This window comes from Pseudomonas sp. GW823-FHT05G12 (genome assembly GCF_058795575.1).
The window spans coordinates 2,404,923-2,430,223 of the sequence record NZ_CM179501.1; the positions used below are offsets into that span (position 1 = coordinate 2,404,923).

Annotated in this window: 21 protein-coding genes; 15 read left to right on the forward strand and 6 right to left on the reverse strand. The window is 62.9% G+C overall.

Annotated features, from left to right (window positions below; genetic code table 11):
• Window positions 1-72 precede the first annotated feature (72 nt).
• The 6 genes from AC3RCM_RS10965 to AC3RCM_RS10990 all read left to right on the forward strand — a co-directional run bounded on the left by AC3RCM_RS10965 (window position 73) and on the right by AC3RCM_RS10990 (window position 6,822).
• On the forward strand, window positions 73-774 hold the full coding sequence (locus AC3RCM_RS10965) for an NAD(P)H-dependent oxidoreductase (protein WP_492629605.1): 702 nt from the start codon (window positions 73-75) through the stop codon (window positions 772-774).
• 296 nt (window positions 775-1,070) lie between these two features.
• Window positions 1,071-2,174 carry a polyamine ABC transporter substrate-binding protein gene (locus AC3RCM_RS10970; protein ID WP_492629606.1) on the forward strand — a complete coding sequence of 368 codons (1,104 nt, stop codon included), beginning with the start codon at window positions 1,071-1,073 and terminating at the stop codon, window positions 2,172-2,174.
• A gap of 34 nt (window positions 2,175-2,208) precedes the next feature.
• Entirely contained in the window at window positions 2,209-3,621 is a 1,413-nt protein-coding gene (locus AC3RCM_RS10975) for an aminotransferase (RefSeq protein ID WP_064493062.1), read from the forward strand.
• A gap of 53 nt (window positions 3,622-3,674) precedes the next feature.
• Window positions 3,675-4,523 (forward strand): helix-turn-helix domain-containing protein, encoded by an 849-nt coding sequence (locus AC3RCM_RS10980; RefSeq protein ID WP_080580376.1) that lies wholly within the window; start codon window positions 3,675-3,677, stop codon window positions 4,521-4,523.
• 153 nt (window positions 4,524-4,676) lie between these two features.
• Entirely contained in the window at window positions 4,677-5,909 is a 1,233-nt protein-coding gene (gene eutH / locus AC3RCM_RS10985; protein WP_004577508.1) for an ethanolamine utilization protein EutH, read from the forward strand.
• Between the two features lie 115 nt (window positions 5,910-6,024).
• Window positions 6,025-6,822, forward strand: a complete 798-nt coding sequence (locus tag AC3RCM_RS10990) for a helix-turn-helix domain-containing protein (RefSeq protein WP_064493064.1) — start codon at window positions 6,025-6,027, stop codon at window positions 6,820-6,822.
• Window positions 6,823-6,868: 46 nt separating this feature from the next.
• Here the strand turns inward: AC3RCM_RS10990 and AC3RCM_RS10995 are convergent, their stop codons facing one another.
• From AC3RCM_RS10995 to catR, 3 genes are all read right to left on the reverse strand, one after another.
• Window positions 6,869-8,140 (reverse strand): D-arabinono-1,4-lactone oxidase, encoded by a 1,272-nt coding sequence (locus AC3RCM_RS10995; RefSeq protein WP_017148266.1) that lies wholly within the window; start codon window positions 8,138-8,140, stop codon window positions 6,869-6,871.
• Between the two features lie 28 nt (window positions 8,141-8,168).
• Window positions 8,169-8,936, reverse strand: coding sequence for an SDR family NAD(P)-dependent oxidoreductase (locus AC3RCM_RS11000; RefSeq protein WP_012051983.1), 768 nt, complete (start codon window positions 8,934-8,936; stop codon window positions 8,169-8,171).
• 245 nt (window positions 8,937-9,181) lie between these two features.
• A complete protein-coding gene (gene catR, locus AC3RCM_RS11005) occupies window positions 9,182-10,054 on the reverse strand; it encodes an HTH-type transcriptional regulator CatR (protein WP_064493065.1) in 873 nt (290 codons plus the stop codon).
• Window positions 10,055-10,189: 135 nt separating this feature from the next.
• Between catR and AC3RCM_RS11010 the strand changes: the two genes are divergently transcribed.
• From AC3RCM_RS11010 to AC3RCM_RS11030, 5 genes are all read left to right on the forward strand, one after another.
• Window positions 10,190-11,311 (forward strand): muconate cycloisomerase family protein, encoded by a 1,122-nt coding sequence (locus AC3RCM_RS11010; RefSeq protein ID WP_104887791.1) that lies wholly within the window; start codon window positions 10,190-10,192, stop codon window positions 11,309-11,311.
• Window positions 11,312-11,332: 21 nt separating this feature from the next.
• Window positions 11,333-11,623: a muconolactone Delta-isomerase gene (catC, locus tag AC3RCM_RS11015; RefSeq protein WP_003256111.1), complete on the forward strand. Its 291-nt coding sequence runs from the start codon at window positions 11,333-11,335 to the stop codon at window positions 11,621-11,623.
• Window positions 11,624-11,666: 43 nt separating this feature from the next.
• The gene (gene catA / locus AC3RCM_RS11020) at window positions 11,667-12,602 is read left to right on the forward strand and encodes a catechol 1,2-dioxygenase (RefSeq protein WP_492629607.1); all 936 of its coding nucleotides are present in this window, start codon (window positions 11,667-11,669) and stop codon (window positions 12,600-12,602) included.
• 116 nt (window positions 12,603-12,718) lie between these two features.
• Window positions 12,719-13,213, forward strand: a complete 495-nt coding sequence (locus AC3RCM_RS11025) for a GNAT family N-acetyltransferase (RefSeq protein ID WP_274144614.1) — start codon at window positions 12,719-12,721, stop codon at window positions 13,211-13,213.
• A 161-nt stretch (window positions 13,214-13,374) separates the two neighbouring features.
• Window positions 13,375-15,474, forward strand: a complete 2,100-nt coding sequence (locus AC3RCM_RS11030; protein ID WP_492629608.1) for a putative bifunctional diguanylate cyclase/phosphodiesterase — start codon at window positions 13,375-13,377, stop codon at window positions 15,472-15,474.
• A 14-nt stretch (window positions 15,475-15,488) separates the two neighbouring features.
• Here AC3RCM_RS11030 and AC3RCM_RS11035 read toward each other — a convergent pair whose 3' ends face one another.
• On the reverse strand, window positions 15,489-16,313 hold the full coding sequence (locus AC3RCM_RS11035; protein WP_492629609.1) for an aldo/keto reductase: 825 nt from the start codon (window positions 16,311-16,313) through the stop codon (window positions 15,489-15,491).
• A 244-nt stretch (window positions 16,314-16,557) separates the two neighbouring features.
• On the opposite strand from AC3RCM_RS11035, the gene AC3RCM_RS11040 reads away from it, so the two are divergent.
• Window positions 16,558-17,436: a DMT family transporter gene (locus AC3RCM_RS11040; RefSeq protein ID WP_010954509.1), complete on the forward strand. Its 879-nt coding sequence runs from the start codon at window positions 16,558-16,560 to the stop codon at window positions 17,434-17,436.
• 59 nt (window positions 17,437-17,495) lie between these two features.
• Here the strand turns inward: AC3RCM_RS11040 and AC3RCM_RS11045 are convergent, their stop codons facing one another.
• Window positions 17,496-18,401 (reverse strand): LysR family transcriptional regulator, encoded by a 906-nt coding sequence (locus tag AC3RCM_RS11045; protein WP_010954508.1) that lies wholly within the window; start codon window positions 18,399-18,401, stop codon window positions 17,496-17,498.
• 386 nt (window positions 18,402-18,787) lie between these two features.
• Here AC3RCM_RS11045 and katG point away from each other — a divergent pair, with 386 nt between their 5' ends.
• The 3 genes from katG to AC3RCM_RS11060 all read left to right on the forward strand — a co-directional run bounded on the left by katG (window position 18,788) and on the right by AC3RCM_RS11060 (window position 23,909).
• Window positions 18,788-21,043, forward strand: coding sequence for a catalase/peroxidase HPI (gene katG, locus AC3RCM_RS11050; RefSeq protein WP_104887789.1), 2,256 nt, complete (start codon window positions 18,788-18,790; stop codon window positions 21,041-21,043).
• 157 nt (window positions 21,044-21,200) lie between these two features.
• Complete coding sequence (gene creA / locus AC3RCM_RS11055; RefSeq protein ID WP_020191657.1) at window positions 21,201-22,412, forward strand: creatinase; 1,212 nt, start codon at window positions 21,201-21,203, stop codon at window positions 22,410-22,412.
• A 162-nt stretch (window positions 22,413-22,574) separates the two neighbouring features.
• Complete coding sequence (locus AC3RCM_RS11060; RefSeq protein ID WP_010954505.1) at window positions 22,575-23,909, forward strand: MFS transporter; 1,335 nt, start codon at window positions 22,575-22,577, stop codon at window positions 23,907-23,909.
• 253 nt (window positions 23,910-24,162) lie between these two features.
• Here AC3RCM_RS11060 and cahR read toward each other — a convergent pair whose 3' ends face one another.
• Entirely contained in the window at window positions 24,163-25,170 is a 1,008-nt protein-coding gene (gene cahR, locus AC3RCM_RS11065) for a transcriptional regulator CahA (protein ID WP_104887788.1), read from the reverse strand.
• Window positions 25,171-25,301 lie beyond the last annotated feature (131 nt).

The window sequence follows — 25,301 nt, forward strand, 5'->3', positions numbered from 1 at the left end:
CGGGCCAGAAGGAAGGCGCGCGCTGCTGAACCACTGCGGCAAGATAACCTGTTTTGTGTGAGGAGAATGCTTGTGAATGTACTGATCGTCCACGCTCACCCCGAACCGCAATCGTTCACGGCAGCCCTGCGTGACCAGGCTGTGGAAACCTTCCGTGCCCAAGGCCATCAGGTGCAGGTCAGTGACTTGTACGCCATGGGCTGGAACCCGGTGGCCAGTGCCGATGACTTTACCCAGCGCGAGAACCCCGAGTACCTCGTGTATGCGCTGGAGCAGCGTCAGGGCGTCAAGCGCGGTGCCATTGCCGCCGATATCCAGCAGGAGCTGGACAAGCTGTTGTGGGCCGATCTGCTGGTGCTGAACTTCCCGATCTTCTGGTTCTCGGCCCCGGCCATGCTCAAGGGCTGGATCGACCGGGTGCTGGTGTCGGGGGTGTGCTATGGCGGCAAGCGCTTCTACGACCAGGGCGGGTTGGTGGGCAAGAAGGCGCTGGTGACCGTGACCCTGGGCGGGCGCGAGCACATGTTTGGCGACGGCGCGATTCACGGGCCGCTGGAAGACATGCTGCGGCCGATCCTGCGTGGCACGCTGGCCTATGTCGGGTTCGAGGTGCTGCCGCCGTTCGTGGCGTGGCATGTGCCGTACATCAGTGCTGATGCGCGGCAGGACTTTCTGCAGCAATACCGGCAGCGTCTGGAGCAGCTCTCGGACGACCAGCCACTGGTGTTCCCGCGCCTGGCGCAGTTCGATGAAGCGTTGTACCCGCTGACGTGACCTTTCTCCTGTACTGAACACTGGGGCCGCGTTGCGGCCCTTTCGCGACACAAGGCCGCTCCCACAGGATTGCCGCCAGCTTCGAAGGCTGCGCCGTCCTTGTGGGAGCGGCCTTGTGTCGCGAAAGGGCTGCAAAGCAGCCCCAACATTTTGTCGGCATACGATGTTCTGCAAACCTTCCAGCGCCACCTGCCAAAAAACGACCACCCACACATTCGGGGTATGTCACCCCTGGGCGAATCCACCGATAGTGAACCCATCGGCTCGATCCGGAGCACTCACACGATGGAGTTGCCATGCGCAAGGTACTGAAGGTGATTGGCGGTCTGCTGCTGGCGTCTGGCGCCAGCCTGGCCCAGGCGGCAGAGGTGGACAGTGGTAACACGTTACGGTTGTACAACTGGACCGACTACATCGGTGAAACCACCCTGGCCGACTTCGAGAAGGCCACCGGCATCAAGGTCATCTACGACACCTTTGATGGCTACGAAACCGTGCAGACCAAACTGCTCACCGGCCGTTCCGGCTACGATCTGGTCATGCTCAACGCCTCGCTGGTCCCCCCGCTGATCAGCGCCGGCGTGTTCCAGGCACTGGACAAGCAGCAACTGCCTAGCTGGCAAAACCTCGATCAGCAGGTGGTCAACAACCTGCAGGGCTACGACCCTGGCCTGAAGTACTCGGCGCCCTATACCTGGGGCAGCTCGGGGGTAACCTACAACGTCGACAAGATCACCGCGCGCATGCCCGACGCGCCGATCGGTTCGCTGGCCATGCTGTTCGACCCCAAGATCGTCTCGCGCTTCGCCGACTGCGGCGTCACCCTGATGGACGCGCCCACCGAGGTCATTCCGCTGGCCCTGCAGTACCTGGGCAAGGACCCGCGCAGCGCGTCGCCTACCGACCTCAAGGCGGCCGAGCAACTGCTGCTGGGCATCCGCCCCTACATTCGCAAGTTCGACTCGGTCAACTACCTCACCAGCCTGCCCAACGGCGATGTCTGCCTGGCGCTGACCTGGTCCGGTGACTACGCCACCGCCCAGGCCCGCGCGGTGGAAGCGAAGAAGGACATCAAACTGTCGTTCTTCATCCCCCAGGAAGGTTCGCTGATCTGGTTCGACAACCTGTACATCCCCAAGGATGCGCCGCACGCGGCCAACGCCCACCGCTTCATCGAGTTTCTGCTGCAGCCGCAGACCATGGCCAAGGTCACCGACTACATCCACTACGGCAACAGCAACGCCGCCGCCACCGCGCTGGTGCGTGACGACATCCGCCAGGACCCGGCCATCTACCCCGACGCACAAACCCGTGAGCGCCTGTTCGCGCAGAAAACCCAGAGCCCCAAGGACATGCGCGCCATCACCCGGGTCTGGAGCACGGTCAAGACCGGTTTCTGAACACTGCCCAAACATTCTCGCCAAGGAGCTGCCCATGGCCACCCCAAGCAAAGCATTCGCTATCGCCCACGACCCGCTGGTGGAGGCCGACAAGGCCCACTACATGCACGGCTACCATGTGTTCGACGAGCACCGCGAGCAAGGCGCGCTGAACATTGTCGCCGGCGAGGGCGCCTACATTCGTGACACCCACGGCAACCGCTTCCTCGATGCCGTTGGCGGCATGTGGTGCACCAACATCGGCCTGGGCCGCGAGGAAATGGCCCTGGCCATCGCAGACCAGGTGCGCCAGCTGGCGTATTCCAACCCGTTCTCCGACATGGCCAACGATGTGGCCATCGAACTGAGCCAGAAGCTTGCGCAGCTGGCGCCGGGCGACTTGAACCATGTGTTCCTCACCACCGGCGGCTCGACCGCTGTCGACACCGCCTACCGGCTGATCCAGTACTACCAGAACTGCCGCGACAAGCCACACAAGAAGCACATCATCGCCCGCTACAACGCCTACCACGGCTCCACCACCCTGACCATGTCGATCGGCAACAAGGCCGCCGACCGGGTGCCGGAGTTCGACTATCACCACGACCTGATCCACCACGTCTCCAACCCCAACCCGTACCGTGCCCCGCACGACATGGACGAGGCCGAATTCCTCGACTACCTGGTGGCCGAGTTCGAGGACAAGATCCTGTCGCTGGGTGCCGACAACGTGGCGGCGTTCTTCGCCGAGCCGATCATGGGCTCGGGCGGGGTGATCATTCCGCCCGAGGGCTACTTCCAGCGCATGTGGCAGCTGTGCCAGACCTACGACATCCTGTTCGTCGCCGACGAAGTGGTGACCTCGTTCGGGCGCCTGGGCACCTTCTTCGCCAGCGAGGAACTGTTTGGCGTCACCCCAGACATCATCACCACCGCCAAAGGCCTGACCTCGGCGTACCTGCCGCTGGGCGCGTGTATTTTTTCCGAGCGCATCTGGCAAGTGATTGCCGAGCCAGGCAAGGGTCGTTGCTTTACCCACGGGTTTACCTACAGCGGCCACCCGGTGTGCTGCACGGCGGCGCTGAAGAACATCGAGATCATCGAGCGCGAGCAACTGCTCGATCATGTCAACGACGTGGGGGGTTACCTTGAGCAACGCTTGCAGAGCCTGCGCGATCTGCCGCTGGTGGGGGATGTGCGCTGCATGAAGCTGATGGCCTGTGTCGAGTTCGTCGCCAACAAGGCCAGCAAGGCACTGTTCGCCGATGAGGTGAACATCGGCGAGCGCATCCACAGCAAGGCGCAGGAAAAAGGGTTGCTGGTGCGCCCGATCATGCACCTGAACGTGATGTCGCCACCGTTGATCATCACCCATGCGCAGGTGGACGAGATCGTCGAGACCCTGCGCCAGTGCATCCTCGAAACCGCGCGTGAACTCACAGCGCTTGGCCTGTACCAAGGCCGATGAACCTGGCGCAAAGGGCTGTGCGCGGGCGTGCCTGGCAGGCTAGACTGCCGGGCATGACCCAGGCCTCCCCCGATACCCCGCTTACCCTCACAATGGGCGCGCTGCAGCAGTGGCACGTGGCGTTGCAGCGCGCCCTGGCCCATGGCGAAACCCCCGAGGCGCTGGAGTATGTGGCCGCTGCCATCGGCCAGTTGGTGCAGGTGGAGTCGATGATGATCAGCCTTGAGTGCCAGGGGCGGGCACCGCAGTTGCTGTACCAGCAAGGCATTCCTGAACTGCACCGGGCTGCCGTGCTGGAGCGCTATTTCAGCGCCGGCTACCTGCTGGACCCTTTCTGCCTTGCCGTGCAAAGCGGCCTGGCCGAAGGCTTCTACCACCTGCAGGAAATCGCCCCCGACAACTTCTTCGACAGCGACTACTACAAGGCTTATTACCTGGGTACAGGTTGCAGTGAAGACAGCTACTACATCGTCGACCTCAGCGCAGGCCGCAAGCTGTCGCTGAGCCTGTTCCAGGGCTGCAGCGGCACGCGCCTGAATGCCGGGCAGGTCGACCTGTTGCGTGCGTTGGAGCCGATGGTGCGCGAACTGCTGGGGCGCTATGCCCGGCACAACCTGGAACCGGGCGCTGCATCAACCGAGCGTGGCAGCCTGCAGGCAGCGTTCGACAGCTTTGGCTGTCAGGTGCTGACCGACCGCGAACGGGAAGTGGCGCACATGATCCTGCGCGGGCACTCGGTGAAATCTACTGCGCAGGAGCTGGGTATCTCGCCGGAGACCGTGCGCATGCACCGCAAGAACCTGTACATGAAGCTCGGGATCAACTCGCAATCGGAGTTGTTTGCACGGTTTATAGACTGGTTACGCGGTGATCAGCTGGAAATCCATAGCGTAACGCGGTGATCAATTTTCTATACCTCCCGGTATATGGACAGCCCTGCACCTTGCCGCATAGCTTAACCCTCGACGGGGCGCGCTATGCTCAAGCCATAACAACAACGATGCCCCGTTACATTTCAGTCCTGCCAACCCAAAACTCTAAAAATGAGGCGGCAAATGGAAAGCATCGGCACCTATGTCATCTACGTCATCATGGTGTGCGCGGTACTGGGTGCCGTGGCATCCATCTACAACCCCGAAGGCGAACTGGGCCAGGAGTTCATCGCCGGCCTGCACAGCATCGGCCCCATCTTTATCCCGGTAGCCGGCATCATGGCGGCGATCCCGTACATTTCAGCTGGTATCAGTCATGTGATCGCGCCACTGTTCCAGGCCATCGGGGCCGACCCTGGCATCGCCGGTCCCATCTTCATCGCCTCGGACATGGGCGGCTACCAGTTAGCCAAAGCGCTGGCGCAAAGCCAGGAAGGCTGGATCCTCGGCCTGATCACCGGCTTTCAGTGCGGCGCCACCATCATCTTCGTTATTCCGGTCGGGTTGGCCATGCTGCGCAAGGCCGACCACAAGTACATGGCACTGGGGATCATGGCCGGGCTGCTGACCATTCCGCTGAGCATCATGATCATTGCCATGACCATGCAGGCGCTTGGCCTGAGCGTGCGTCCGGACATCGCTACCACTGGCGCCGCTACCCAGGCACTGCACTTCACCTGGGCAATGCTGCTGCGCAACCTGATGCCGTTGATCCTGTTTTGCATTGCCCTGGCAGCAGCATTGCGCTACTTCCCCACACTGATGGTGTACCTGTTCCTCAAGCTCGGCCAGTTCATGTACATCGCCGTGGTTCTGGTGCTGGTAGCGTCCATCGTGCAGTACTTCACCGGCCTGTTCAGCCACCTGTTCGGCAGCTGGGGTTTTGCGCCGATCATCGCCGATGCCGATGATCAGTTTCGCGCCTTGGAAATTGCTGGCTATATCGGCCTGATGCTGTGCGGGGCGTTCCCCATGGTGCACTTGCTCAAGCGCTTCCTGGCGCGGCCAATCGAACGGGTGGCCTCGCGCTTTGGCATGTCTGGTGTCGGTGCGGCCGGGGTATTGGCGGCCTCGGCGAATATCCTGGCCATGTTTCGCTTGGTCAGCGAAATGCCGCCCAAGGACAAGGTATTGGTGATCGCTTTCTCTGTGTGCGCCGCGTTCACCTTTGGCGACCACATGGCCTTCTCCGCCAACTTCCAGCCCTCGCTGATACTGCCGTTGATGATAGGCAAACTCAGTGGCGGCCTGATCGCCATGCTGCTGGCCAGTTGGCTGGCGGTGCCCAAGGCGCAGGAGTTGGGGCGTCAGGACGCTGCCGCAGGTGTCTGCAAGGGGGTGGCCGAGCCGTCCTGAGCAAAAGCGTCATGCGCATGATCCGGAGCGTCCTGGGCGCTCCGGATTTTGTGTTTTTAACCGATCAAGGCGGTAAGGTCATGCAGGCCTTCGGTGCATGAGCGTGTGGTGAACAATGACAAAAGATGAGGCAAACGAGTTGGCAGCGGTGATCGAGGCGATCGGCAGCGAACAGCTGGGACCGGCGCTGGATGCGTGGCTGCGCAGCAAGCTGACGTTCGACATGAGTTGCGCCTACCTGTTCCAGTTCAATCAACCAGCACTGCTGGTGCATAACGGGTACAACCGTACGGTCACGGAGCGTACGTTGAACGCCTACGTGCGCGGCGGCTACCTGCTTGACCCGTTCTACGTTGCTTGCGTCAACGAGCACCCAGCCGGGCTATGGCGCATGAGCGAACTGGCACCTGACTGCTTCTTCTCTTCAGGGTTTGCCATTTCCAAGGACATCCACCCCTGCGTGTCGTCCGACTATGGGACGGCGGTGGATGAGGTGGGCTTCATCATTCCCCTTCGGCCCCGGTTGGCGATCGTCTATTCGCTGATGCGCAACCACGGCAGCGGGGATTTCGGTGCAGGAGAAATGGACCTGTTGGCTGCAATGTCGCCGCTGCTGGCTTCGGTTTTTGGTCAGCACTGTCGATTGCGTTACGCTGATATCCTGCGCGCAGCACCAGAGGGGGTGGTGCTGGAGGACGCCTTCGTAGAGATCTTGCAAGGGCAACTGACTGAAACCCAGCGCCTTATCGCCAAGTTGTTGTTACAGGGGCACAGCAATGCGTCGATTGCGCGGCAGCTGAATATTTCCGATGGGACGGTAAAGGTGCACAAGCACAACATCTATCAGCGCCTGGAAATTTCATCCAACGCCGAACTGTTTCGCCTGTTTATCGATTATCTGGCCAAGGGCTGATACAGCAAGGGGCTGCAAAGCAGCCCCTTGGTGTATCAGGTACAGGTCACCTGAACAGCGGACTCAGGTGCTCGCTGAGGTAGATCCCTTGCGGATCGAGCTGGCGGCGCAGCTTACGGAAGTCCTCGGCACGCGGGTATATTGCACTCACATCTTCACCCGTCAGGAAATGCAGCTTGCCCCAGTGCGGTCTGGCGCCATAGGAACGTAGGATCTGATCCACCGCCCGCAGATAGTCCCAGTAGTCGGTACCCGGCTGGCCGGACACCGAAATGGTCACGCTGTCCTGCTCGAAGAATGGGCTCATCCACGCCCCGTCACCGGCAGTAAAGCGGTACTCGATGGGGTAGATGGCCTTGGGGAAGTCCTCCAGCATCAGCTTGCGCACGGCCCGCAACGCTTCCTTGCTGTGGCGCAACGGCACAGCGTATTCCAGCTCGTGAAAGTTGGGCAGGTACTCGATCGGGTACACATCCGAGCTGTAGGCCACTTTCTCGAACTCGCTTTCCCAGATCGGGTGGCCGGTGATGTCCATGACCTTCACTTCGCAGACATCGGTGGTGCGCCCGCTTGTAGAGGTGGCGGCGGTATCGGGTAGGCAATAGCAATGCCGGCTTTGCTCGTAGGGGCACCAGAAGAAGCTGAAGTGGCGGTGTTTGCGTGCCAGTTCGTCGTGCTTTTCCATCACGCTTTCGAAGTCTTCGCGCCAGATGCGCTCGTGCAGGTTGAAGCTGTCGGTCACCTGCAAGGTCAGTTCGGAAACAATGCCCAGTACGCCCAGCGACACCCGACCCGCTTGTAGCAGGTCAGGGGTGCTTTCGTCGACCACGAGTATTTCGCCATTGGGTTGCACCAGCTTCATGCCGACAATCGACGAGGCCAGGTTGCCGAGGGTCAGACCGGTGCCGTGGGTACCGGTAGTCAATGCGCCTGCAATCGACTGGCTGTCGATGTCGCCCTGGTTGACCATTGATAACCCGGCGGCACGCAATGTCTTGCCCAAGGCATTGATGGTGGTGCCTGCGGCAGCGGTGACGCGCTTCCTCTCGTGGTCGATATGGCGTACGCCGCTCATGTTGGCCAGGGTCAGGTGCAGGCCATTGGTCAGTGCCACTGGGGTGAAGGAATGCCCCGAGCCGGCCACGCGCACGTTCATGCCATTGCTGCTGGCCTGGCTGACCATTGAGCACAGTTCGTCCTCGCTGGCCGGTGCCCCGCGTGCTGTACGGATGCAGGACTGGTTACCGGCCCAGTTGCGCCAGTGCGCGTGTTCAAGGCCGAATTCGTTGATATGCATGTTGTTGGAAGAGGTGCTCACATCGTTCTCCTGCCGGTTGTTCTTGTAATCAGAGGGCGGTGTAGCCATTGTCGGCAAACAGGTGCGCACCGTTTACGAAACTGGCGTCGTCACTGGCCAGGAACAAGGCTGCGCTGGCGACTTCCGAGGGTTGGCACAAGCGCCCCTGGGCGGCAGCGATGGCCTGTTCGCTGACGTCCACGCCATGTTTGCGCAACATATCGATCTCGCGCAGGCCGTGGGCGGTGGCGATGAAGCCCGGGCAGATGGCATTGGCGCGAATGCCTCGGTCGCGAAACTCCACAGCGATAGCCCGGGCGAACATATGGGTGGCACCCTTGCTGGTGCAATACAGCACCTCCATCGGCGTGCCCACCACTGCCGAGATGGATGAAGTGCAGACGATACTGCCGCCGCCGGCCGCGAGCATGCCCGGCAACACCGCGCCGGTGACCAGGAACATGCTCTTCACGTTCACGGCCATGATCCGGTCCCATTCTTCTTCACTGGTTTCCAGGAAGGGCATGGCCGACAGGATGCCCGCGTGGTTCATCAGCACGGTGATGTGGCCGAATGCCTCTTCTACGGCCGCCACCGCGGCCTTCACTTGTTGTGCGTCCGAGACATCGGCGGCGGCGAAGATGGCCTGGTAACCTGCATCACGCAATCGCCTTGCAACTTCGGCGCCCTTGCTGCCGGGCAGGTCGACAATGCCTACCCTTGCCCCTTCTGCCGCGAACAGCTCCGATGCGGCCAGCCCGCAGCCACCCGCACCGCCAGTGATCAGCGCCACCTTGCCGTTAAGACGTCCAGCCATGTTCGACTCCCGATGATTTTTGATTGACTGTCTTGAGCCCGGGCGTTTCGCGATTCGCGTGCCGGAGCATGAAACAGATCATCGGGAACATCCATATACCGATGGGTATACGGGGCACGCATAGGCAATGGGGCAGGGCTATAGAGTCCCTGTGGGGCCTGCCCGCGAAGCAGGAGAACCGGTGCATAGCACGGGCTTTGCCCGTGCTCGCCGGCGCGTCCGCTCCCACAAGGTGCATGGTGTGTTCATATTGCCTGTTGCTCGATCAACGCCAGGCACCGCTTCACGATCGGGCTTACATCACCCTTGCGCCGGCTGAGGATGATGGGGCTGACGGCGCCGCTATCAAGCAGGCCGACATACTCGATATCGGGACGGTGCTGCTGCTGTACCGATGCTGGCACCAGGGTCACACCGACGCCAACCGCTACCAGGCCGATGGCGGTCTGCAGTTCGTTGGCCCACTGGCTGACACGAATGCTCATGCCGTGGTGGGCGAACAGCGCCAGCACGTGGTCGGCATAGCTGGGCCGGGGATTGGCCGGGTAGAGGATGAACGCTTCGCCAGCCAGCTGGGCCAGACTGAGCGGGCTGCCCGCCAGGGGGTGGCCCTTGGGCAGCACGGCCACCAGCGGGTCCTCGCACAGCACCTGCTGGTGAATCACCGGGTCGTCGATGCGAATGCGCCCGAAGCCAATGTCGATACGCCCGCTTTTCAGCGCCTCCACCTGTTGCAAGGTGGTCATTTCGTTCAGGCCCAGTTCCAGCTCGCTGTCCTGGCGCAGCTCGCGGATCAGCTCCGGCAGCACGGTGTACAGGGTAGAGGGCGCAAAGCCGATGCCCAGCCACTGGCGCTGGCCCTCGCCGATGCGGCGGGTGTTGTCGCTGATGTTCTGCAACTGCTGCAGCACGGTGCAGGTCTGTTCGTAGAAGAAGCGGCCGGCTTCGGTCAGCCGCAGCGGACGTTCGCGCACCACCAGCAGGGTGCCGAGCTGGTCCTCCAGCTGGCTGATCTGCCGGCTCAGGGGTGGCTGGGCGATGTGCAGCAGCTCGGCGGCGCGGGTGAAGTTCAGGGTCTCGGCCAAGACTTTGAAGTAACGCAGGTGGCGCAGCTCCATCAGACCTCCAGGGTATGGTGGGAGATTCATTTGATATTGGACGGTCGTCAGGGTCTCGCGCAATCCTTCAGCAATCAAGTAAACGCATCACTCGGGCCTGCAACTGAAAGCCCGACCTGACGGGACCTGGCAACAATGACAAGCGTGCTGATTGAACACATAGATGCAATTATCGTCGATCTCCCGACCATTCGCCCGCACAAGCTGGCGATGCACACCATGCAGCAGCAGACCCTGGTGGTATTGCGACTGCGCTGCAGCGATGGCGTGGAAGGCATCGGTGAAGCCACCACCATCGGTGGCCTGGCGTATGGCTACGAAAGCCCCGAAGGGATCAAGGCCAACATCGACGCGTACCTCGCCCCGGCGTTGATTGGCCTGCCGGCAGACAACATCAATGCCGCCATGCTCAAGCTGGACAAGCTGGCCAAGGGCAACACCTTCGCCAAGTCCGGCATCGAAAGCGCCTTGCTCGACGCCCAGGGCAAACGCCTGGGCCTGCCGGTCAGCGAACTGCTGGGTGGCCGCGTGCGTGACAGCCTGGAAGTGGCCTGGACCCTGGCCAGCGGCGACACCGCCCGCGACATCGCAGAAGCCCAGCACATGCTGGACATTCGCCGGCACCGCGTGTTCAAGCTGAAAATCGGCGCCAACCCGGTGGCGCAGGACCTCAAGCACGTGGTCGCGATCAAGCGCGAGTTGGGTGACAGCGCCAGCGTGCGGGTCGACGTCAACCAGTACTGGGACGAGTCCCAGGCCCTCCGCGCCTGCCAGGTATTGGGCGACAACGGCATCGACCTGATCGAGCAGCCGATTTCGCGCATCAACCGCGCTGGCCAGGTGCGCCTGAACCAGCGCAGCCCGGCACCAATCATGGCCGATGAGTCGATCGAAAGCGTCGAGGACGCCTTCAGCCTGGCCGCCGACGGCGCCGCCAGCATCTTCGCCCTGAAAATCGCCAAGAATGGTGGCCCGCGCGCGGTGCTGCGCACTGCACAGATCGCCGAGGCCGCTGGCATCGCCTTGTACGGCGGCACCATGCTCGAAGGTTCGATCGGCACCCTGGCTTCGGCCCATGCATTCCTCACCCTGCGCCAGCTCACCTGGGGTACCGAGCTGTTCGGGCCGCTGCTGCTGACCGAGGAGATCGTCAACGAGCCGCCGCAATACCGCGACTTCCAGCTGCACATCCCCCACACCCCAGGCCTGGGCCTGACGTTGGACGAACAGCGCCTGGCGCGTTTCGCCCGTCGCTGATCAGCAAGCAAGGAGATAACCATGTTGTTCCACGTGAAGATGACCGTGAAGCTGCCGGTCGACATGGACCCGGCCAAGGCCGCCCAGCTCAAGGCCGATGAAAAGGAACTGGCCCAGCGCCTGCAGCGCGAAGGCACCTGGCGCCACCTGTGGCGCATTGCCGGGCATTACGCCAACTACAGCGTGTTCGATGTGCCCAGCGTCGAGGCGTTGCATGACACGCTGATGCAGCTGCCGCTGTTCCCGTACATGGACATCGAGGTCGACGGCCTGTGTCGGCATCCCTCGTCTATTCACAGCGACGATCGCTGATTCGCACCTGTATGCCTGACAAGAACAATACGAGGTAAGCACGATGACCGTGAAAATTTCCCACACTGCCGACATTCAAGCCTTCTTCAACCGGGTGGCTGGCCTGGACCATGCCGAAGGAAACCCGCGCTTCAAGCAGATCATTCTGCGTGTGCTGCAAGACACCGCTCGCCTGGTCGAAGACCTGGACATCACCGAGGACGAGTTCTGGCACGCCGTGGACTACCTCAACCGCCTGGGCGGCCGTAACGAGGCAGGCCTGCTGGCTGCTGGCCTGGGCATCGAGCACTTCCTCGACCTGCTGCAGGATGCCAAGGATGCTGAAGCCGGCCTTGGCGGCGGCACCCCGCGAACCATCGAAGGCCCGTTGTACGTTGCCGGGGCGCCGCTGGCAGAGGGCGAAGTGCGCATGGACGACGGCACTGACCCAGGCGTGGTGATGTTCCTTCAGGGCCAGGTGTTCGATGCCGACGGCAAACCGTTGGCCGGTGCCACCGTCGACCTGTGGCACGCCAACACCCAGGGCACCTATTCGTACTTCGATTCGACACAGTCCGAGTTCAACCTGCGTCGGCGTATCATTACCGATGCCGAGGGCCGTTATCGCGCGCGCTCGATCGTGCCGTCCGGGTATGGCTGCGACCCGCAGGGCCCAACCCAGGAATGCCTGGACCTGCTCGGCCGCCACGGCCAGCGCCCGGCGCACGTGCACTTCTTTATCTCGGCACCGGGGCACCGCCACCTGACCACGCAGATCAACTTTGCTGGCGACAAGTACCTGTGGGACGACTTTGCCTATGCCACCCGCGACGGACTGATCGGCGAACTGCGTTTTGTCGAGGATGCGGCGGCGGCGCGCGACCGCGGCGTGCAAGGCGAGCGCTTTGCCGAGCTGTCATTCGACTTCCGCTTGCAGGGTGCCAAGTCGCCTGACGCCGAGGCGCGAAGCCATCGGCCGCGGGCGTTGCAGGAGGGCTGAGTTCGAGGTTATGTCACTGTGATTTTGCCTGGGGCTTTCCGTGCGGGGAGGCCTCGGGCTTTTTGTCGCCAGGGGCGGGTGATCTAGAATCGTCTTTTTGTTCAGGTCCCCACACCATGCTCCCCATCGCGCTGCTGCCAACCACCCTCGACCAGGCGTCGCTGATCCGCAATCTCTACCAGTTCTATTGCTACGAGTCCTCCGACTGGGAGCAGGAAGACGTCGAGGCGGACGGCCGTTTCTACATCCACGAGGAGCACCTGCAACGCTACTGGCAGGACGACGGCTGGGGCGCGTATCTGGTGCTGGTGGACGGCTTCATCGCCGGCTTCGTCCTGGTCGAGCGCAGCGAGCTGCCTGGCATCGTTGCGCAGGAGCTTGCCGACCTGTTCATCTTGAAGAAGTACCGTCGCCAGGGCATCGGCCAAGCGGTGGCGTTGCAGTTGCTGGGGGGCGAGGGTGACTGGCTGCTGCGTTGCTACGCACAGGATCTGCCCGCCGTGGCTTTCTGCAATGCCGTGCTGGCGAGCCTGCCGCGGCCGGCGCAGGCTATCGCCCTGGGGGATGAGCCTGACTTGCTCAATTTCCTGGTGACCGGCACCCGCCATTGAGGGCGGGGCGCTTTCGTTCGTCCAGATAAGGGATAGCGCCATTTTTGTGATGTGCTTCACAAAATGCTCACGAGCGGCATAATGCCACCATCGCTTTCCAAGACCCGGCCGCCGCTTGCCGGGGTCCCTTTTCATGCGCTTCGAAGGTTCAGGTAAAGTTCATGTCGCTCGCAGCAAACCCCGACATCATGTACCGGCTGTTGATCCAGAGCGTGGTGGATTATGCCATCTACCTGCTCACCCCTGAAGGTATCGTCGCCAACTGGAACCCCGGCGCCCAGCGCGCCAAGGGGTACCGTGCCGAGGAAATCGTCGGCCAGCACTACTCGCTGTTCTACACCGATGCCGAGCGCGCAGCCGGGTTGCCGGCATTCAACCTGGAGCAGGCGCGCAGCACCGGACGCTTTGAGGAAACGGGTGCACGGCTGCGCAAGGACGGCACGGCCTTCCACGCCCATGTGGTCATCGAAGCGGTTTACGACGATGCCGGGCAACTGGTGGGTTTCGCCAAGGTCACCCGCGACATTTCCGAACGCCACCGCCAGGAGCTCGAACTGCTGCAGGCCAAAGAGCTGGCCGAGCAGTACAGCCAGGAAATGGCCAAGCTGTCGCAGTTTCTCGATTCGGTCATTGCCAACATTCCCGCGAGCGTCATCGTCCAGGACCTGGAAAGCCAGCGCATCCTGTTGGCCAATCAGCAGGCCGAACGCCTGTTCGGCGGGCCTCAGCACAGCATGATCGGCCAGTTGCCCAGGGAATGCCTGGCAGCGGCTGCCGGTGACTACCTGGAACAGCAATTCGGGCGGGGTGCCCGCAGCACCAAGGGGCACGCCGCCGAAACCCGCGTCGACACCGCCCGCGGCCCACGCACACTGCGTAGCCGAACCTTGCTCAGTCAAAACCGCGAAGGGCAGGCCGATTACGTGTTGTTCGTGGCTGAAGACGCCACCGAAGAGCTGGCCGCCCATGCGCAGATCCACCACATGGCGCACCATGACGCGCTCACCGGGTTGCCCAACCGTACGCTTTTCCACGAACGGCTGCGCCAGGCCCTGTTGCGTGGCAGCGAAAACACCAAGCTGACCGCTGCCCTGTGCCTGGACCTGGACAACTTCAAGAACATCAACGACTCACTTGGCCATGCCTTTGGTGACAAGCTGCTACGCGAGTTGGGCAAGCGTCTGCGCCGCGAACTGCGTGAGCACGACACCTTGGCCCGCCTGGGTGGCGACGAGTTCGCCGTGGTGCTGACGGGCCTGGAGGGGCGGGAGGCCGCGTGCAATACCGCGCAGCGCCTGATCAAGGCCATCAGCCCGCCGTTCCGGATCGAAGGGCACCAGTTCGCGGTGGGGGTGAGCATCGGCATCGCCATCGCGCCTGATGACCATGACCAGGCAGAGCAACTGCTGGGCTACGCCGACATGGCCCTGTACCAGGCCAAGCGTAACGGCCGTAATCGTTATGAATGCTTCGATGTCGAACTGGACGTTGCCGCCCGCCAGCGCCGCCTGGTGGAAACCGACCTGCGCACAGCGCTGCACCTGGGGCAGTTGCAGTTGCACTACCAGCCGGTAGTCGATCATCAGACCAGCAGCGTTACCGGTTATGAGGCGCTGCTGCGCTGGGAACACCCGACCCGTGGCATGGTCATGCCGATGGACTTCATCCCCATTGCCGAAGAAACCGGGTTGATCCACGAGCTGGGCAACCGTGCGCTGAACCTGGCCTGCCAGGAGGCGGCCAGTTGGGACAGTGAGCAGACGGTGTCGGTCAACCTGTCGGCGGTGCAGTTCAAGAACGGCGATCTGGTGCATACCGTCGCCCTCGCGCTGGCCGACTCGGGCCTGCCGGCGCAGCGGCTGGAGCTGGAAATTACCGAGTCGGTACTGCTGGGCAACAGCGAGGAAAACGTGCGCACCTTGCGCGCACTGAAAGACCTGGGCGTGTCCATTTCACTGGATGACTTTGGTACTGGCTACTCATCGCTGGGCTACCTGCGTTCGTTCCCGTTCGACCGGATCAAGATCGACAAGTCGTTCGTGCATGACATGTGCGACAGCCGTGAGGCCATGTCGATCATTCGCGCCATTACCGAACTGTCCAACAGCCTGATGATCAAGACCACGGCCGAAGGCGTGGAGTCGGAGGAGCAGATGCGCCGGCTCGCGGCGGAAGGCTGTTCGCACTTCCAGGGCTACTTTTACGGGCGGCCGGCACCGGCGAGCGAGCGGTTGAAGCAGGTCATCACCCAAGAACAATGACTTGCGCGGCGGCCTCAGCTGTTCCAGTCCGGGGCAAACGGCGGGCTAACCACGCGCTGGTCTTTCGGCAGCCCGGAAATGGCTGCGCGGTCTTCGTCATCCAGCTGCACGGTCATCGCGGCCAGGTTGGCCAGCTGGTTTTCGCGGCTGCTGGCTTTGGGGATCGCCGCCACGCCGTCCTGGTCCAGCAGCCATTTCAGCGCCACCTGGCTGGGCAGCACGCCATGCTTGCGGGCGATCGCCTGGATCACCGGCTGCGCCGCTGCCTGGCCGCGTGCCAGCGGGGTATAGGCGGTGAGCAACAAATCATGGCTGCGGGCGAAGTCGAGTAGCGGTTGCTGGCTGAGCAGAACATGGTATTCCACCTGAATCGCCGACAACGGCGCGCCCAGGGTTTCCACCACCTGGCGCAGTAACCCCAATGGGAAGTTGGCCACGCCAATGTGGCGCGCCTTGCCTTCGTCACGCAGGGCTACCAGGGTGTCGATGCTGCGGGCCAGGTCCCAGTCCGTGCCTGGCCAGTGGATGTGGAACAGGTCGACCTGTTCGGTACCCAGCGCGCGCAGGCTGTCTTCCAGCGACTGACGCATGGCTTTGGGCTCCAGGCGGTCCCACCAGACCTTGGTGGTCAGGTGAATCTGCTCGCGTGGCACGTCGCTGTCGCGCAGCGCCTGGCCAACGGCCGCTTCGTTTTCGTAGGCGGTGGCAGTGTCGATGTGCCGGTAACCCACGTCCAGTGCCTGGCGCACGGCCTGGGTGCATTCACTGCCGGTCATTGGCCAGGTGCCCAGGCCGATGGCGGGCAGGTCCAGGCCGGTGCGGGTGCTGAGCCTTTGCATGTAAATTCCTTGTAGGGTGTGCAGGGTCGGTCGATGGTCGGCGATCAACCGTGTACGGGCCATGCAGACAAGGTGGAAAGTGGTCGATCAGCGAACAGAAATTGCACTTGGCCGGGGCAAGCGGCAAATGAACTTCCTTATTCTGCGCCATCTCTTCTAGAATCCCAGCTGTTACATCCGCCAGGCAATGCCTGCGCGGCCTTCCTTGGGCGAGGCATGTTGCCCCGCCGTCATCGAGAGAGCCATGAGTTCCAGCACACCGCTGTCCGGCGTCAACCAACCCCTGCGCGGCATCGCGTTGGTGGTGGTGGCGACGTTCCTGTTCGCCAGCCACGATGCCTTGTCCAAATTCCTGGGTGGCCTGTACCCGATAGTCATGGTGGTGTGGGCGCGTTATGTGGTGCACACGTTGCTGATGGCCGGCATCTTCCTGCCCAAGTCTGGGCTCAACGTATTGCGCACCCGCCGGCCGGTATTGCAGACCTTGCGGGCCCTGAGCCTGCTGAGCACCAGCCTGCTGTTCACGACCGGCTTGCAATACCTGCCACTGGCCGAGGCCACGGCCGTCAACTTCCTTGCCCCGGTGCTGGTCACCGCGCTGTCGGCGCCGCTGCTCAAAGAGCGAGTGACAGTGGGGCAGTGGGTGGCGGTGGTGATGGGCTTTATCGGCGTGCTGGTGGTGGTGCACCCTGGCGGGGCGATGTTTACCCCGGCCATTCTGTATCCGTTCGGTTCGGCATTGGGCTTCTGCTTCTATCAGTTGCTGACGCGCATTCTGGCGGCGCATGACAGCCCGACCACCAGCAACTTCTATGCGGGGTTGTGCAACACCTTGGCAATGAGTGCGCTGGTGCCGTTCTTCTGGGAGGTGCCGCGCTGGGACCACGCCCTGTTGATGCTGGCACTGGGCGGCTTTGGCATGACTGCGCACCTGCTGTTGACCCAGGCCTTCCGCCATGCAGCGCCGGCGTTGCTGGCGCCGTTCAGCTATTGCCAGATTGTGTTTGCCGGGTTGCTTGGCTTCGTGGTGTACAGCCAGGTGCCGGATACCCTGAGCCTGGTGGGGATTTTGGTGATCTGCCTCAGTGGGCTTGGCGCAGCCTGGATGCAGCGCGGCAAATAGCAGCCGCGTGCTTCAGGCTGTACGACCGATAGGCGCAGCGTTGTGCTGCGAAGAGGGCATCACTGCCTGGCCATGAACTGCAGGATGCGGTCGCGCAGCCAGCGCTCGGCGGGGTCGTTGTCCTGGGCGCCGCTCCAGACCATCGACAGCTCGGCCTCGGTGATGTCGAACGGCGCCGGGTCGGCGCGCAGGCTGCCGTCGTCGGCGAGGGCACAAGCGGCATAGTCCGGCACCGTGGCGATCAGCTCGGTGTTGCGCAGCAGGGCGCGCAGGCTACCGAACTGCGGCACCGCCAGCACCACCTTGCGGCAACGCCCGATGCGTGCCAGGTCGAGGTCGATGTTGCCGCTCATGTCACCGGAGAACGACACCATCACATGCGGGCGGGCGCAGTATTCGTCGAGGGTCAGCGGCCCCGGGCGGTCGTCGGCGCGCAGCACCCGTACACCGATGTCGCGCAGTTTGCGGCGTTTGGCGGTGGCCGGCAGGTCGGTGGTATAGCTCACACCTACCGAGATCTCGCCGCTGGCCAGAAGGCCCGGCATCAGCAGGAAATTGGCCCGCCGCACTACCACGCTAATGGCGGGGGCTTCTTCACGCAGGGCCTGCAGCAGGGCCGGAAACAGGCCGAACTCGGCATCGTCAGAAAGGCCCAGGCGGAACACGTTGCAGCTGTTGGCCGGGTCGAACTCGCGGGCGCGGCTGATGGCAGCGGAAATCACGTCCATGGCCGGGCCCAGTTCAGCAAAGATCTGCATGGCCCGTGGGGTGGGTTCCATGGCCCGGCCGCTGCGGATCAGCAGCGGGTCGTCGAACAGCTCGCGCAGGCGGGCGAGGGCGGCGCTGACGGTGGATTGGGTGATAAACAGCTTTTCACCCACGCGGGTCAGGTTGCGTTCGATCATCAGGGCTTCGAACAGCACCAGCAGGTTCATGTCGACGCGGCGCAGGTCGTTGCGGTTCATGAGGGCTCGGCGTCCTGGGCAAAGGGTATGGCTGTGTATTGAAGCATGGCGCGGGGCCTTGTGCCTTGTATGGATGTGCCGGCCTCATCGCGGGCTTGACCGCGATGAGGCCGATACAGGCCTGCGCTTGACAGAGCCAGCCTATCAGGCTCCAACAGCCACTCTATTAGACCTCTGCCCAAGCTCGGCTAGTCTTTCTCGTGGCCCCGCGAATTCCGCGACAGGGCAGCGCGTCAGCACCTGCGTGCAAGACCGTGCCCCCCCGCCGTGACAGCTTCGCAAGCCCCGTGTACACCTGATGAGGGGTAGTACGAGCCCACCCGCTCGGCTGAAAGAACACTGGCATAGACCGGAAATCTGGATAACCGACCCAAAGGTACCCGCAGATGTCGAACGAATCGAAATGCCCGTTCCATCAAACCGCAGGTGGCGGCACCACCAACCGTGACTGGTGGCCTGACCAGCTCAACCTGAGAATTCTTCACCAGCATTCCTCCAAGTCCAGCCCCGATCCGGACTTCGACTATGCCAAGGCGTTCAAGAGCCTCGACTTTCAGGCCCTGAAGAAAGACCTCACCGCCTTGATGACCGACTCGCAGGATTGGTGGCCGGCCGACTTCGGCCACTACGGCCCGCTGTTCATCCGCATGGCCTGGCATAGCGCCGGCACCTACCGCATTGGTGATGGCCGCGGTGGTGCGGGCTCTGGCCAGCAACGCTTCGCCCCGCTCAACAGCTGGCCGGACAACGTCAGCCTGGACAAGGCCCGGCGCCTGCTGTGGCCGATCAAGCAGAAGTACGGCAACAAGATTTCCTGGGCCGACCTGATCGTACTCACCGGTAATGTTGCCCTCGAATCCATGGGCTTCAAGACCTTCGGCTTCTCCGGCGGGCGTGCCGATGTGTGGGAGCCGGACGAAGACGTGTACTGGGGGTCGGAAAAGGTCTGGCTGGGCGGCGATACCCGTTACGGCAAGGATCAGGTCAAGGCGCAGCCGCCGGGGCAGGGTGACCTGGTGGCCGAGCCGGCCAAGCATGGTGAAGAGCAGAATCGCGACCTGTCGGCCGAGCGTAACCTGGAAAACCCGCTGGCCGCCGTGCAGATGGGCCTGATCTACGTGAACCCGGAAGGCCCGGAAGGTAACCCCGACCCTGTGGCCTCGGGCAAGGACATCCGTGAAACCTTTGGCCGCATGGCCATGAACGATGAAGAAACCGTGGCCTTGATCGCCGGTGGCCACGCGTTCGGCAAGACCCATGGTGCCGGCCCCGCCGACAACGTCGGCCCCGAGCCGGAAGCGGCAGGCCTGGAGATGCAGGGCCTGGGCTGGCACAACACGTTTGGCTCCGGCAAAGGCGGGGATACCATCACCAGTGGCCTGGAAGTGACCTGGACCTCCACCCCGACCCGGTGGAGCAACGAGTACCTGAATAACCTGTTCGACTTTGAGTGGGAGTTGACCAAAAGCCCGGCCGGCGCGCACCAGTGGCGGCCGAAAGACGGCAAAGGCGCAGGCATGGTGCCCGATGCACACGATCCCGGTAAAAGGCATGCACCGTCGATGTTGACCTCCGACCTGGCATTGCGCTTCGACCCCATCTACGAGCCGATCGCCCGCCGTTTCAAAGACAACCCTGACCAGTTGGCGGATGCGTTCGCCCGTGCATGGTACAAGCTGATCCACCGCGACATGGGCCCGCTGGCGCGCTATCTGGGCCCGGAAATGCCCAATGAAGAGTTGCTGTGGCAAGACCCGTTGCCCAAAGCTGACCCATCCACGATCAGCGAGCAAGACATCGCGACCCTCAAGGCCAGGATCCTGGCCTCGGGTTTGAGCGTGGGCGAACTGGTCTCCACCGCCTGGGCATCCGCGTCGACCTTCCGCGGCTCCGACAAGCGCGGTGGTGCCAACGGCGCGCGTTTGCGCTTGGCGCCACAGAAGGACTGGGCTGCAAACCAGGGCGTGGACAAGGTGCTGGCGGCATTGGAGAAGATCCAGGGCGAGTTCAACAGCAGCGGCAAGAAGGTTTCCCTGGCTGACCTGATCGTGCTGGCCGGTACCGCGGCAGTCGAAAAAGCTGCCAAGGATGCGGGCTACAGCGGCAGCGTAGGGTTCCGTCCGGGCCGAGTCGATGCGTCCCAGGAGCAGACCGACGTCGAGTCGTTCGCCGTGCTGGAACCGCTGGCCGATGGCTTCCGCAACTTCACCAAGGCACGCTACAGCGTCAAGGCCGAGAAACTGTTGCTGGACAAGGCGCAGTTGCTGACCTTGACCGCGCCAGAGCTGACCGTGCTGATCGGTGGCCTGCGGGTGCTCGGTGCCAACCATGGTGGTAGCAAACTCGGCGTGTTCACCGACAAGCCGGGGACGCTGAGCAACGACTTCTTCCGCAACTTGCTGGATATGAGCGTGGAGTGGAAACCGACCTCGGCGGACAACGAAACCTTTGAAGGCCGCGACCGCAAGACCGGGCAGGTGAAGTGGAGCGGTAGCCGGGTCGATCTGGTGTTCGGTTCGCATGCCCAGTTGCGGGCGTTGAGCGAGGTGTATGCCAGCAGTGATGGCGGTGACAAGTTTGTCCGGGACTTTGTGGCCGCCTGGCAGAAGGTCATGGAGCTGGACCGCTTTGATCTGAAATAGCGTTGCCTGGCGGGGGGCGCTCAGCGCCCCCTTGGCCAGTGGTCATCCCGCCAATTCCAGGTCGGATAGATACAAAAGTGTCCTCGTCGGTTCTGTTGCAATGCTTCTCAGGCGGCCGGCCTGAACAGCGTGCTCACAACGACAAGGAACCCCGACCATGCAAATGCCCAAGACCCTGAAAATCCGCAATGGCGACAAGGTGCAGCCAACCTTCTCCGCTCAGGAATACGCTGCTCGCCACGCCCGGCTGCGGGCCTATATGGCCGAGCAGGACATCGAGGCGGCAATCTTCACCTCGTACCATAACGTCAACTACTACAGCGATTTCCTCTACTGCTCGTTCGGCCGCCCCTATGCGCTGGTGATCACCCAGGACAAGGTGGTCTCGATCAGTGCCAACATCGACGGCGGGCAACCTTGGCGGCGCACGGTCGGCACTGACAACATCGTCTACACCGACTGGCAGCGCGACAACTATTTCGTCGCCATCCAGCAGGCGTTGCCGCTGGCCTCGCGCATCGGCGTGGAGTACGACCACCTGAACCTGCAGAACCACGGCAAATTCGCCGCCTGCTACCCCAAGGCCGAGCTGGTGGACATCGCTGCGCCGTGCATGCGTATGCGCATGATCAAGTCGGCCGAGGAGCAGGCGCTTATCCGTCACGGTGCACAGGTGGCCGACATCGGCGGAGCGGCAGTGGTCGAGGCCCTGCGTGAGCAGGTGCCCGAGTACGAGGTGGCACTGCATGCCACCCAGGCGATGGTGCGCGAAATTGCCAAACGCTTCCCGGACGCCGAGCTGATGGACACCTGGACCTGGTTCCAGTCCGGGCTCAACACCGATGGCGCACACAACCCGGTCACCAGCCGCCGTGTGGGCAAGGGCGAGATCCTCAGCCTCAACTGTTTCCCCATGATCGCCGGTTATTACACCGCGCTGGAGCGCACCCTGTTCCTTGACCACTGCCCGGACGAGTACCTGCGCCTGTGGCAGGCCAACGTCGAAGTGCACGAAGCCGGGCTGCAACTGGTGCGCCCAGGCATGCGCTGCAGCGATATCGCCCGCGAACTGAACGAGATCTTCCTGCGCCACGACCTGCTGCAGTACCGCACCTTCGGCTATGGCCATTCGTTCGGCACGCTCAGCCATTACTACGGCCGCGAGGCGGGGCTGGAGCTGCGCGAGGACATCGATACCGTGCTGGAACCGGGCATGGTGGTGTCGATCGAGCCGATGATCATGCTGCCTGAAGGGCGGCCGGGGGCGGGCGGTTATCGCGAGCACGACATCCTGATCGTCAACGACAGCGGCGCCGAGAACATCACCAAGTTCCCGTATGGGCCGGAGCACAACATCATTCGCAAATAAGCATCGGCGTCGGCTGCTTCGCGGGCAAGCCCGCTCCTACGGGGATTTCACCGTTGTCGTAGGCGCGGGTTCACCCGCGAAAAGGCTGGCCCAGACAACAACAAGATCCCCGTATGACCACCAGACCCTGCCTCCAATTAAAAGAACCAGAGGGTACCCGTCATGTCCAGCACCACCCTAGACCCATCCGCCATCGCCGGCCCCGCGCACAACGCCGAACGCCAGGCGCTGCGCAAGGCCGCCCGGGCCAGCTTCATGGGCAACTTCGTCGAGTGGTTCGACTACGCCGCCTACGGCTATCTGGCCACCATCATCGCCGCCACCTTCTTCCCGCAAACTGACAAGACCACCGGCCTGCTGGCTACCTTCGCGGTATTCGCGTTGTCTTTCCTGGTACGCCCGCTGGGCGGCATTGTCTGGGGCCATTTCGGCGACCGACACGGTCGGCGCAACGCGTTGTCCTGGTCGATCCTGATCATGTCGGTATCCACCTTCTGCATCGGCTTGTTGCCGGGCTATGCGCAGATCGGGCTGTGGGCACCGGCCCTGCTGTTGCTGATCCGCCTGGTTCAGGGGTTTTCCGCCTCGGGTGAGTACGCCGGGGCCGCTGCGTTCCTGGCCGAGTACGCGCCGCCTGGGCGGCGTGGCTTGTACACCAGCATCGTGCCGGCCAGCACGGCGGCGGGGTTGTTGTTCGGTGCGGCGTTCGTTGCGGTGCTGCATGAGCTGCTCAGCAGTGAAGCCCTGCATGAATGGGGCTGGCGCCTGCCGTTCCTGCTGGCGGCGCCGTTCGGCCTGGTAGGGCGCTATATCCGCATGAGCCTGCAGGACACGCCCAAGTTCCTGGAGATGGAGCAGCGCCTGGAAACCAAGGCCGGCATGGCCACGACGCCGCTGCGCGAACTGCTGGGCCAGCACCGGCGCAGTCTGGCGATCGGCATGGGTGTCACCTGCCTGAATGCGGTTGCGTTCTACCTGTTGCTCAGTTACATGCCGACCTACCTGTCCAGTGAAATGGGCATGAGCGAGCGGGATTCGTTCATCGCCTCGACGGTGTCGCTGGCCACCTATATCGGCTTGATTTTCCTGATGGGGCGGCTGTCCGACCAGTTTGGTCGCAAGACCATGCTGGTGGTGGCCTCGCTGTTGTTCCTGGGGTTGACCGTGCCGTTGTTTCGCCTGCTGGACGGCCAGCCGCTGCTGGTGATTCTGGCCATCCAGATCCTTTTCGGTGCGATGCTGGCGATGAACGACGGGACCTTGCCGTGCCTGCTGGCCGAAATATTTCCGACCCGGGTGCGCTTCAGCGGGTTTGCCTTGAGCTTCAATGTGGCCAATGCGCTGTTTGGAGGGACTGCGCCGTTCATTGCCACCTGGCTGATTCAGGTGACGGGCAGCAAGCTGGCCCCGGCAGGATACTTGCTGGCGGCAGCACTGGTGGCGCTTGTGGCCATGCTGATGTGTCGGGAGACGGCGCACGCGGCCCTTGAAGATTAGTTGACCTGCACTGGCCTCTTCGCGGGCAAGCCCGCTCCTACAACGGCCTGTGGCGGACCACCGATGTGCGTGTAGGAGCGGGTTTACCCGCGAATACGGTGGCGGCGGCAACGGTGAGCGGCGGGTGGAGATTGGCCAGCAGGCCCGGCCCTTTCGCGGGTGAACCCGCTCCTACAACGGCCTGGACCACCGATGTGCGTGTAGGAGCGGGCTTGCCCGCGAAGAGGCCAGCAATGCCAATACCTGACCCAAGTCAGTGGAGAGAGGCCTGGCGCCGCTCCCCTAAAGGCGACAGCCCGAAGAACCGGCTATAACTCTTGGAGAAATGCGCAGGCGAACTGAAGCCGCAGGCCAGCGCCACCTCACGCACTTGCACGTCGCTGCGCAGCAGTAACTCCCGCGCCCGCGACAGCCGCAGCTCCAGGTAATACTGGCTGGGCGTGCGCTGCAGGTACTTGTGGAACAGCCGCTCCAATTGGCGCACGGTCACGTCGTTGAGGCTGGCCAGTTCCTCCAGCCCCAGCGGTTCCTCCAGATTGGCCTCCATGATCGCCACCACCTGGCTCAGTTTGGGCTGAGCGCTGCCGAGCAGGGTGCGCAGCGGTACACGCTGGCGCTCACGCTCACCGCGCACGCGGTCGCACAGCAACAGCTCGGCGGCCTTGGCCGCGATGTCCTGGCCGCCCGTGTCCCGGGCCACCAGTTGCAGCATCATGTCCATGGCCGCCACGCCGCCTGAGCAGGTGTAACGGTCGCGGTCCAGTTCGAACAGCTGGCTGGAGATCACGATACCGGGGAAGTGCGCCTGCAACGTCGGCAGGTCTTCCCAGTGGATGGTGCAGCGGTAACCCTTGAGCAATTCGGCCTTGGCCAGCAGGTAGCTACCGGTGCAGATACCGCCCAGTGGCAAGCGCTGGCGGGCCAGTTGGCGCAACCAGTCGATCAATGGGCGGTTGCTACGGCTTCGGTCGATCGGGTTGGCGCCGACCACCAGCAAGGCATCCAGCGTGGGGGCGTTGGTGATGTTGTAGTCGGGCAGTACGCGCATGCCGTTGCTGGCCACCACCGGCGCGTCGTCTGCGGCGATCAGCACACTGCGATACAGTGGCTTGCGCGCGGCCAGGTTGGCCATGCGCAGGGTCTCCACCGCCGACGCAAGGCCGATGGTGGTGAAATTGGGCAAAATCAGGAAGCCAAAGGTCTTTGCCGAACAATTCTTTACACTAGACGGCGATAGGTTTGCAGAAGCGGGGTGGACCATTGCGCTGTTCCTGTGCAAGCTGAGGCCTGGTTGGTCAGGGGCAGTGAGAAAGCAGAGCCTCGCGTGGTTCTTGTTGTTATGGGTCGTTGCCGGGTCGATCATACACCCCCGATGCAGCGGCCAGGAATGGC

Excerpts from the sequence above, each read along its gene's own strand:
- AC3RCM_RS10970 (WP_492629606.1), top strand. The coding sequence starts at position 1,071 with ATGCGCAAGGTACTGAAGGTGATTGGCGGTCTGCTGCTGGCGTCTGGC.
- AC3RCM_RS10990 (WP_064493064.1), top strand. The coding sequence starts at position 6,025 with ATGACAAAAGATGAGGCAAACGAGTTGGCAGCGGTGATCGAGGCGATC.
- eutH (WP_004577508.1), top strand. The coding sequence starts at position 4,677 with ATGGAAAGCATCGGCACCTATGTCATCTACGTCATCATGGTGTGCGCG.
- AC3RCM_RS11060 (WP_010954505.1), top strand. The coding sequence starts at position 22,575 with ATGTCCAGCACCACCCTAGACCCATCCGCCATCGCCGGCCCCGCGCAC.
- cahR (WP_104887788.1), bottom strand. The coding sequence starts at position 25,170 with ATGGTCCACCCCGCTTCTGCAAACCTATCGCCGTCTAGTGTAAAGAAT.
- AC3RCM_RS10975 (WP_064493062.1), top strand. The coding sequence starts at position 2,209 with ATGGCCACCCCAAGCAAAGCATTCGCTATCGCCCACGACCCGCTGGTG.
- AC3RCM_RS11045 (WP_010954508.1), bottom strand. The coding sequence starts at position 18,401 with ATGAACCGCAACGACCTGCGCCGCGTCGACATGAACCTGCTGGTGCTG.
- catC (WP_003256111.1), top strand. The coding sequence starts at position 11,333 with ATGTTGTTCCACGTGAAGATGACCGTGAAGCTGCCGGTCGACATGGAC.
- AC3RCM_RS11010 (WP_104887791.1), top strand. The coding sequence starts at position 10,190 with ATGACAAGCGTGCTGATTGAACACATAGATGCAATTATCGTCGATCTC.
- AC3RCM_RS10980 (WP_080580376.1), top strand. The coding sequence starts at position 3,675 with ATGACCCAGGCCTCCCCCGATACCCCGCTTACCCTCACAATGGGCGCG.
- katG (WP_104887789.1), top strand. The coding sequence starts at position 18,788 with ATGTCGAACGAATCGAAATGCCCGTTCCATCAAACCGCAGGTGGCGGC.
- AC3RCM_RS11035 (WP_492629609.1), bottom strand. The coding sequence starts at position 16,313 with ATGCAAAGGCTCAGCACCCGCACCGGCCTGGACCTGCCCGCCATCGGC.
- AC3RCM_RS11030 (WP_492629608.1), top strand. The coding sequence starts at position 13,375 with ATGTCGCTCGCAGCAAACCCCGACATCATGTACCGGCTGTTGATCCAG.
- creA (WP_020191657.1), top strand. The coding sequence starts at position 21,201 with ATGCAAATGCCCAAGACCCTGAAAATCCGCAATGGCGACAAGGTGCAG.
- AC3RCM_RS11025 (WP_274144614.1), top strand. The coding sequence starts at position 12,719 with ATGCTCCCCATCGCGCTGCTGCCAACCACCCTCGACCAGGCGTCGCTG.
- AC3RCM_RS11000 (WP_012051983.1), bottom strand. The coding sequence starts at position 8,936 with ATGGCTGGACGTCTTAACGGCAAGGTGGCGCTGATCACTGGCGGTGCG.
- catA (WP_492629607.1), top strand. The coding sequence starts at position 11,667 with ATGACCGTGAAAATTTCCCACACTGCCGACATTCAAGCCTTCTTCAAC.
- AC3RCM_RS11040 (WP_010954509.1), top strand. The coding sequence starts at position 16,558 with ATGAGTTCCAGCACACCGCTGTCCGGCGTCAACCAACCCCTGCGCGGC.
- catR (WP_064493065.1), bottom strand. The coding sequence starts at position 10,054 with ATGGAGCTGCGCCACCTGCGTTACTTCAAAGTCTTGGCCGAGACCCTG.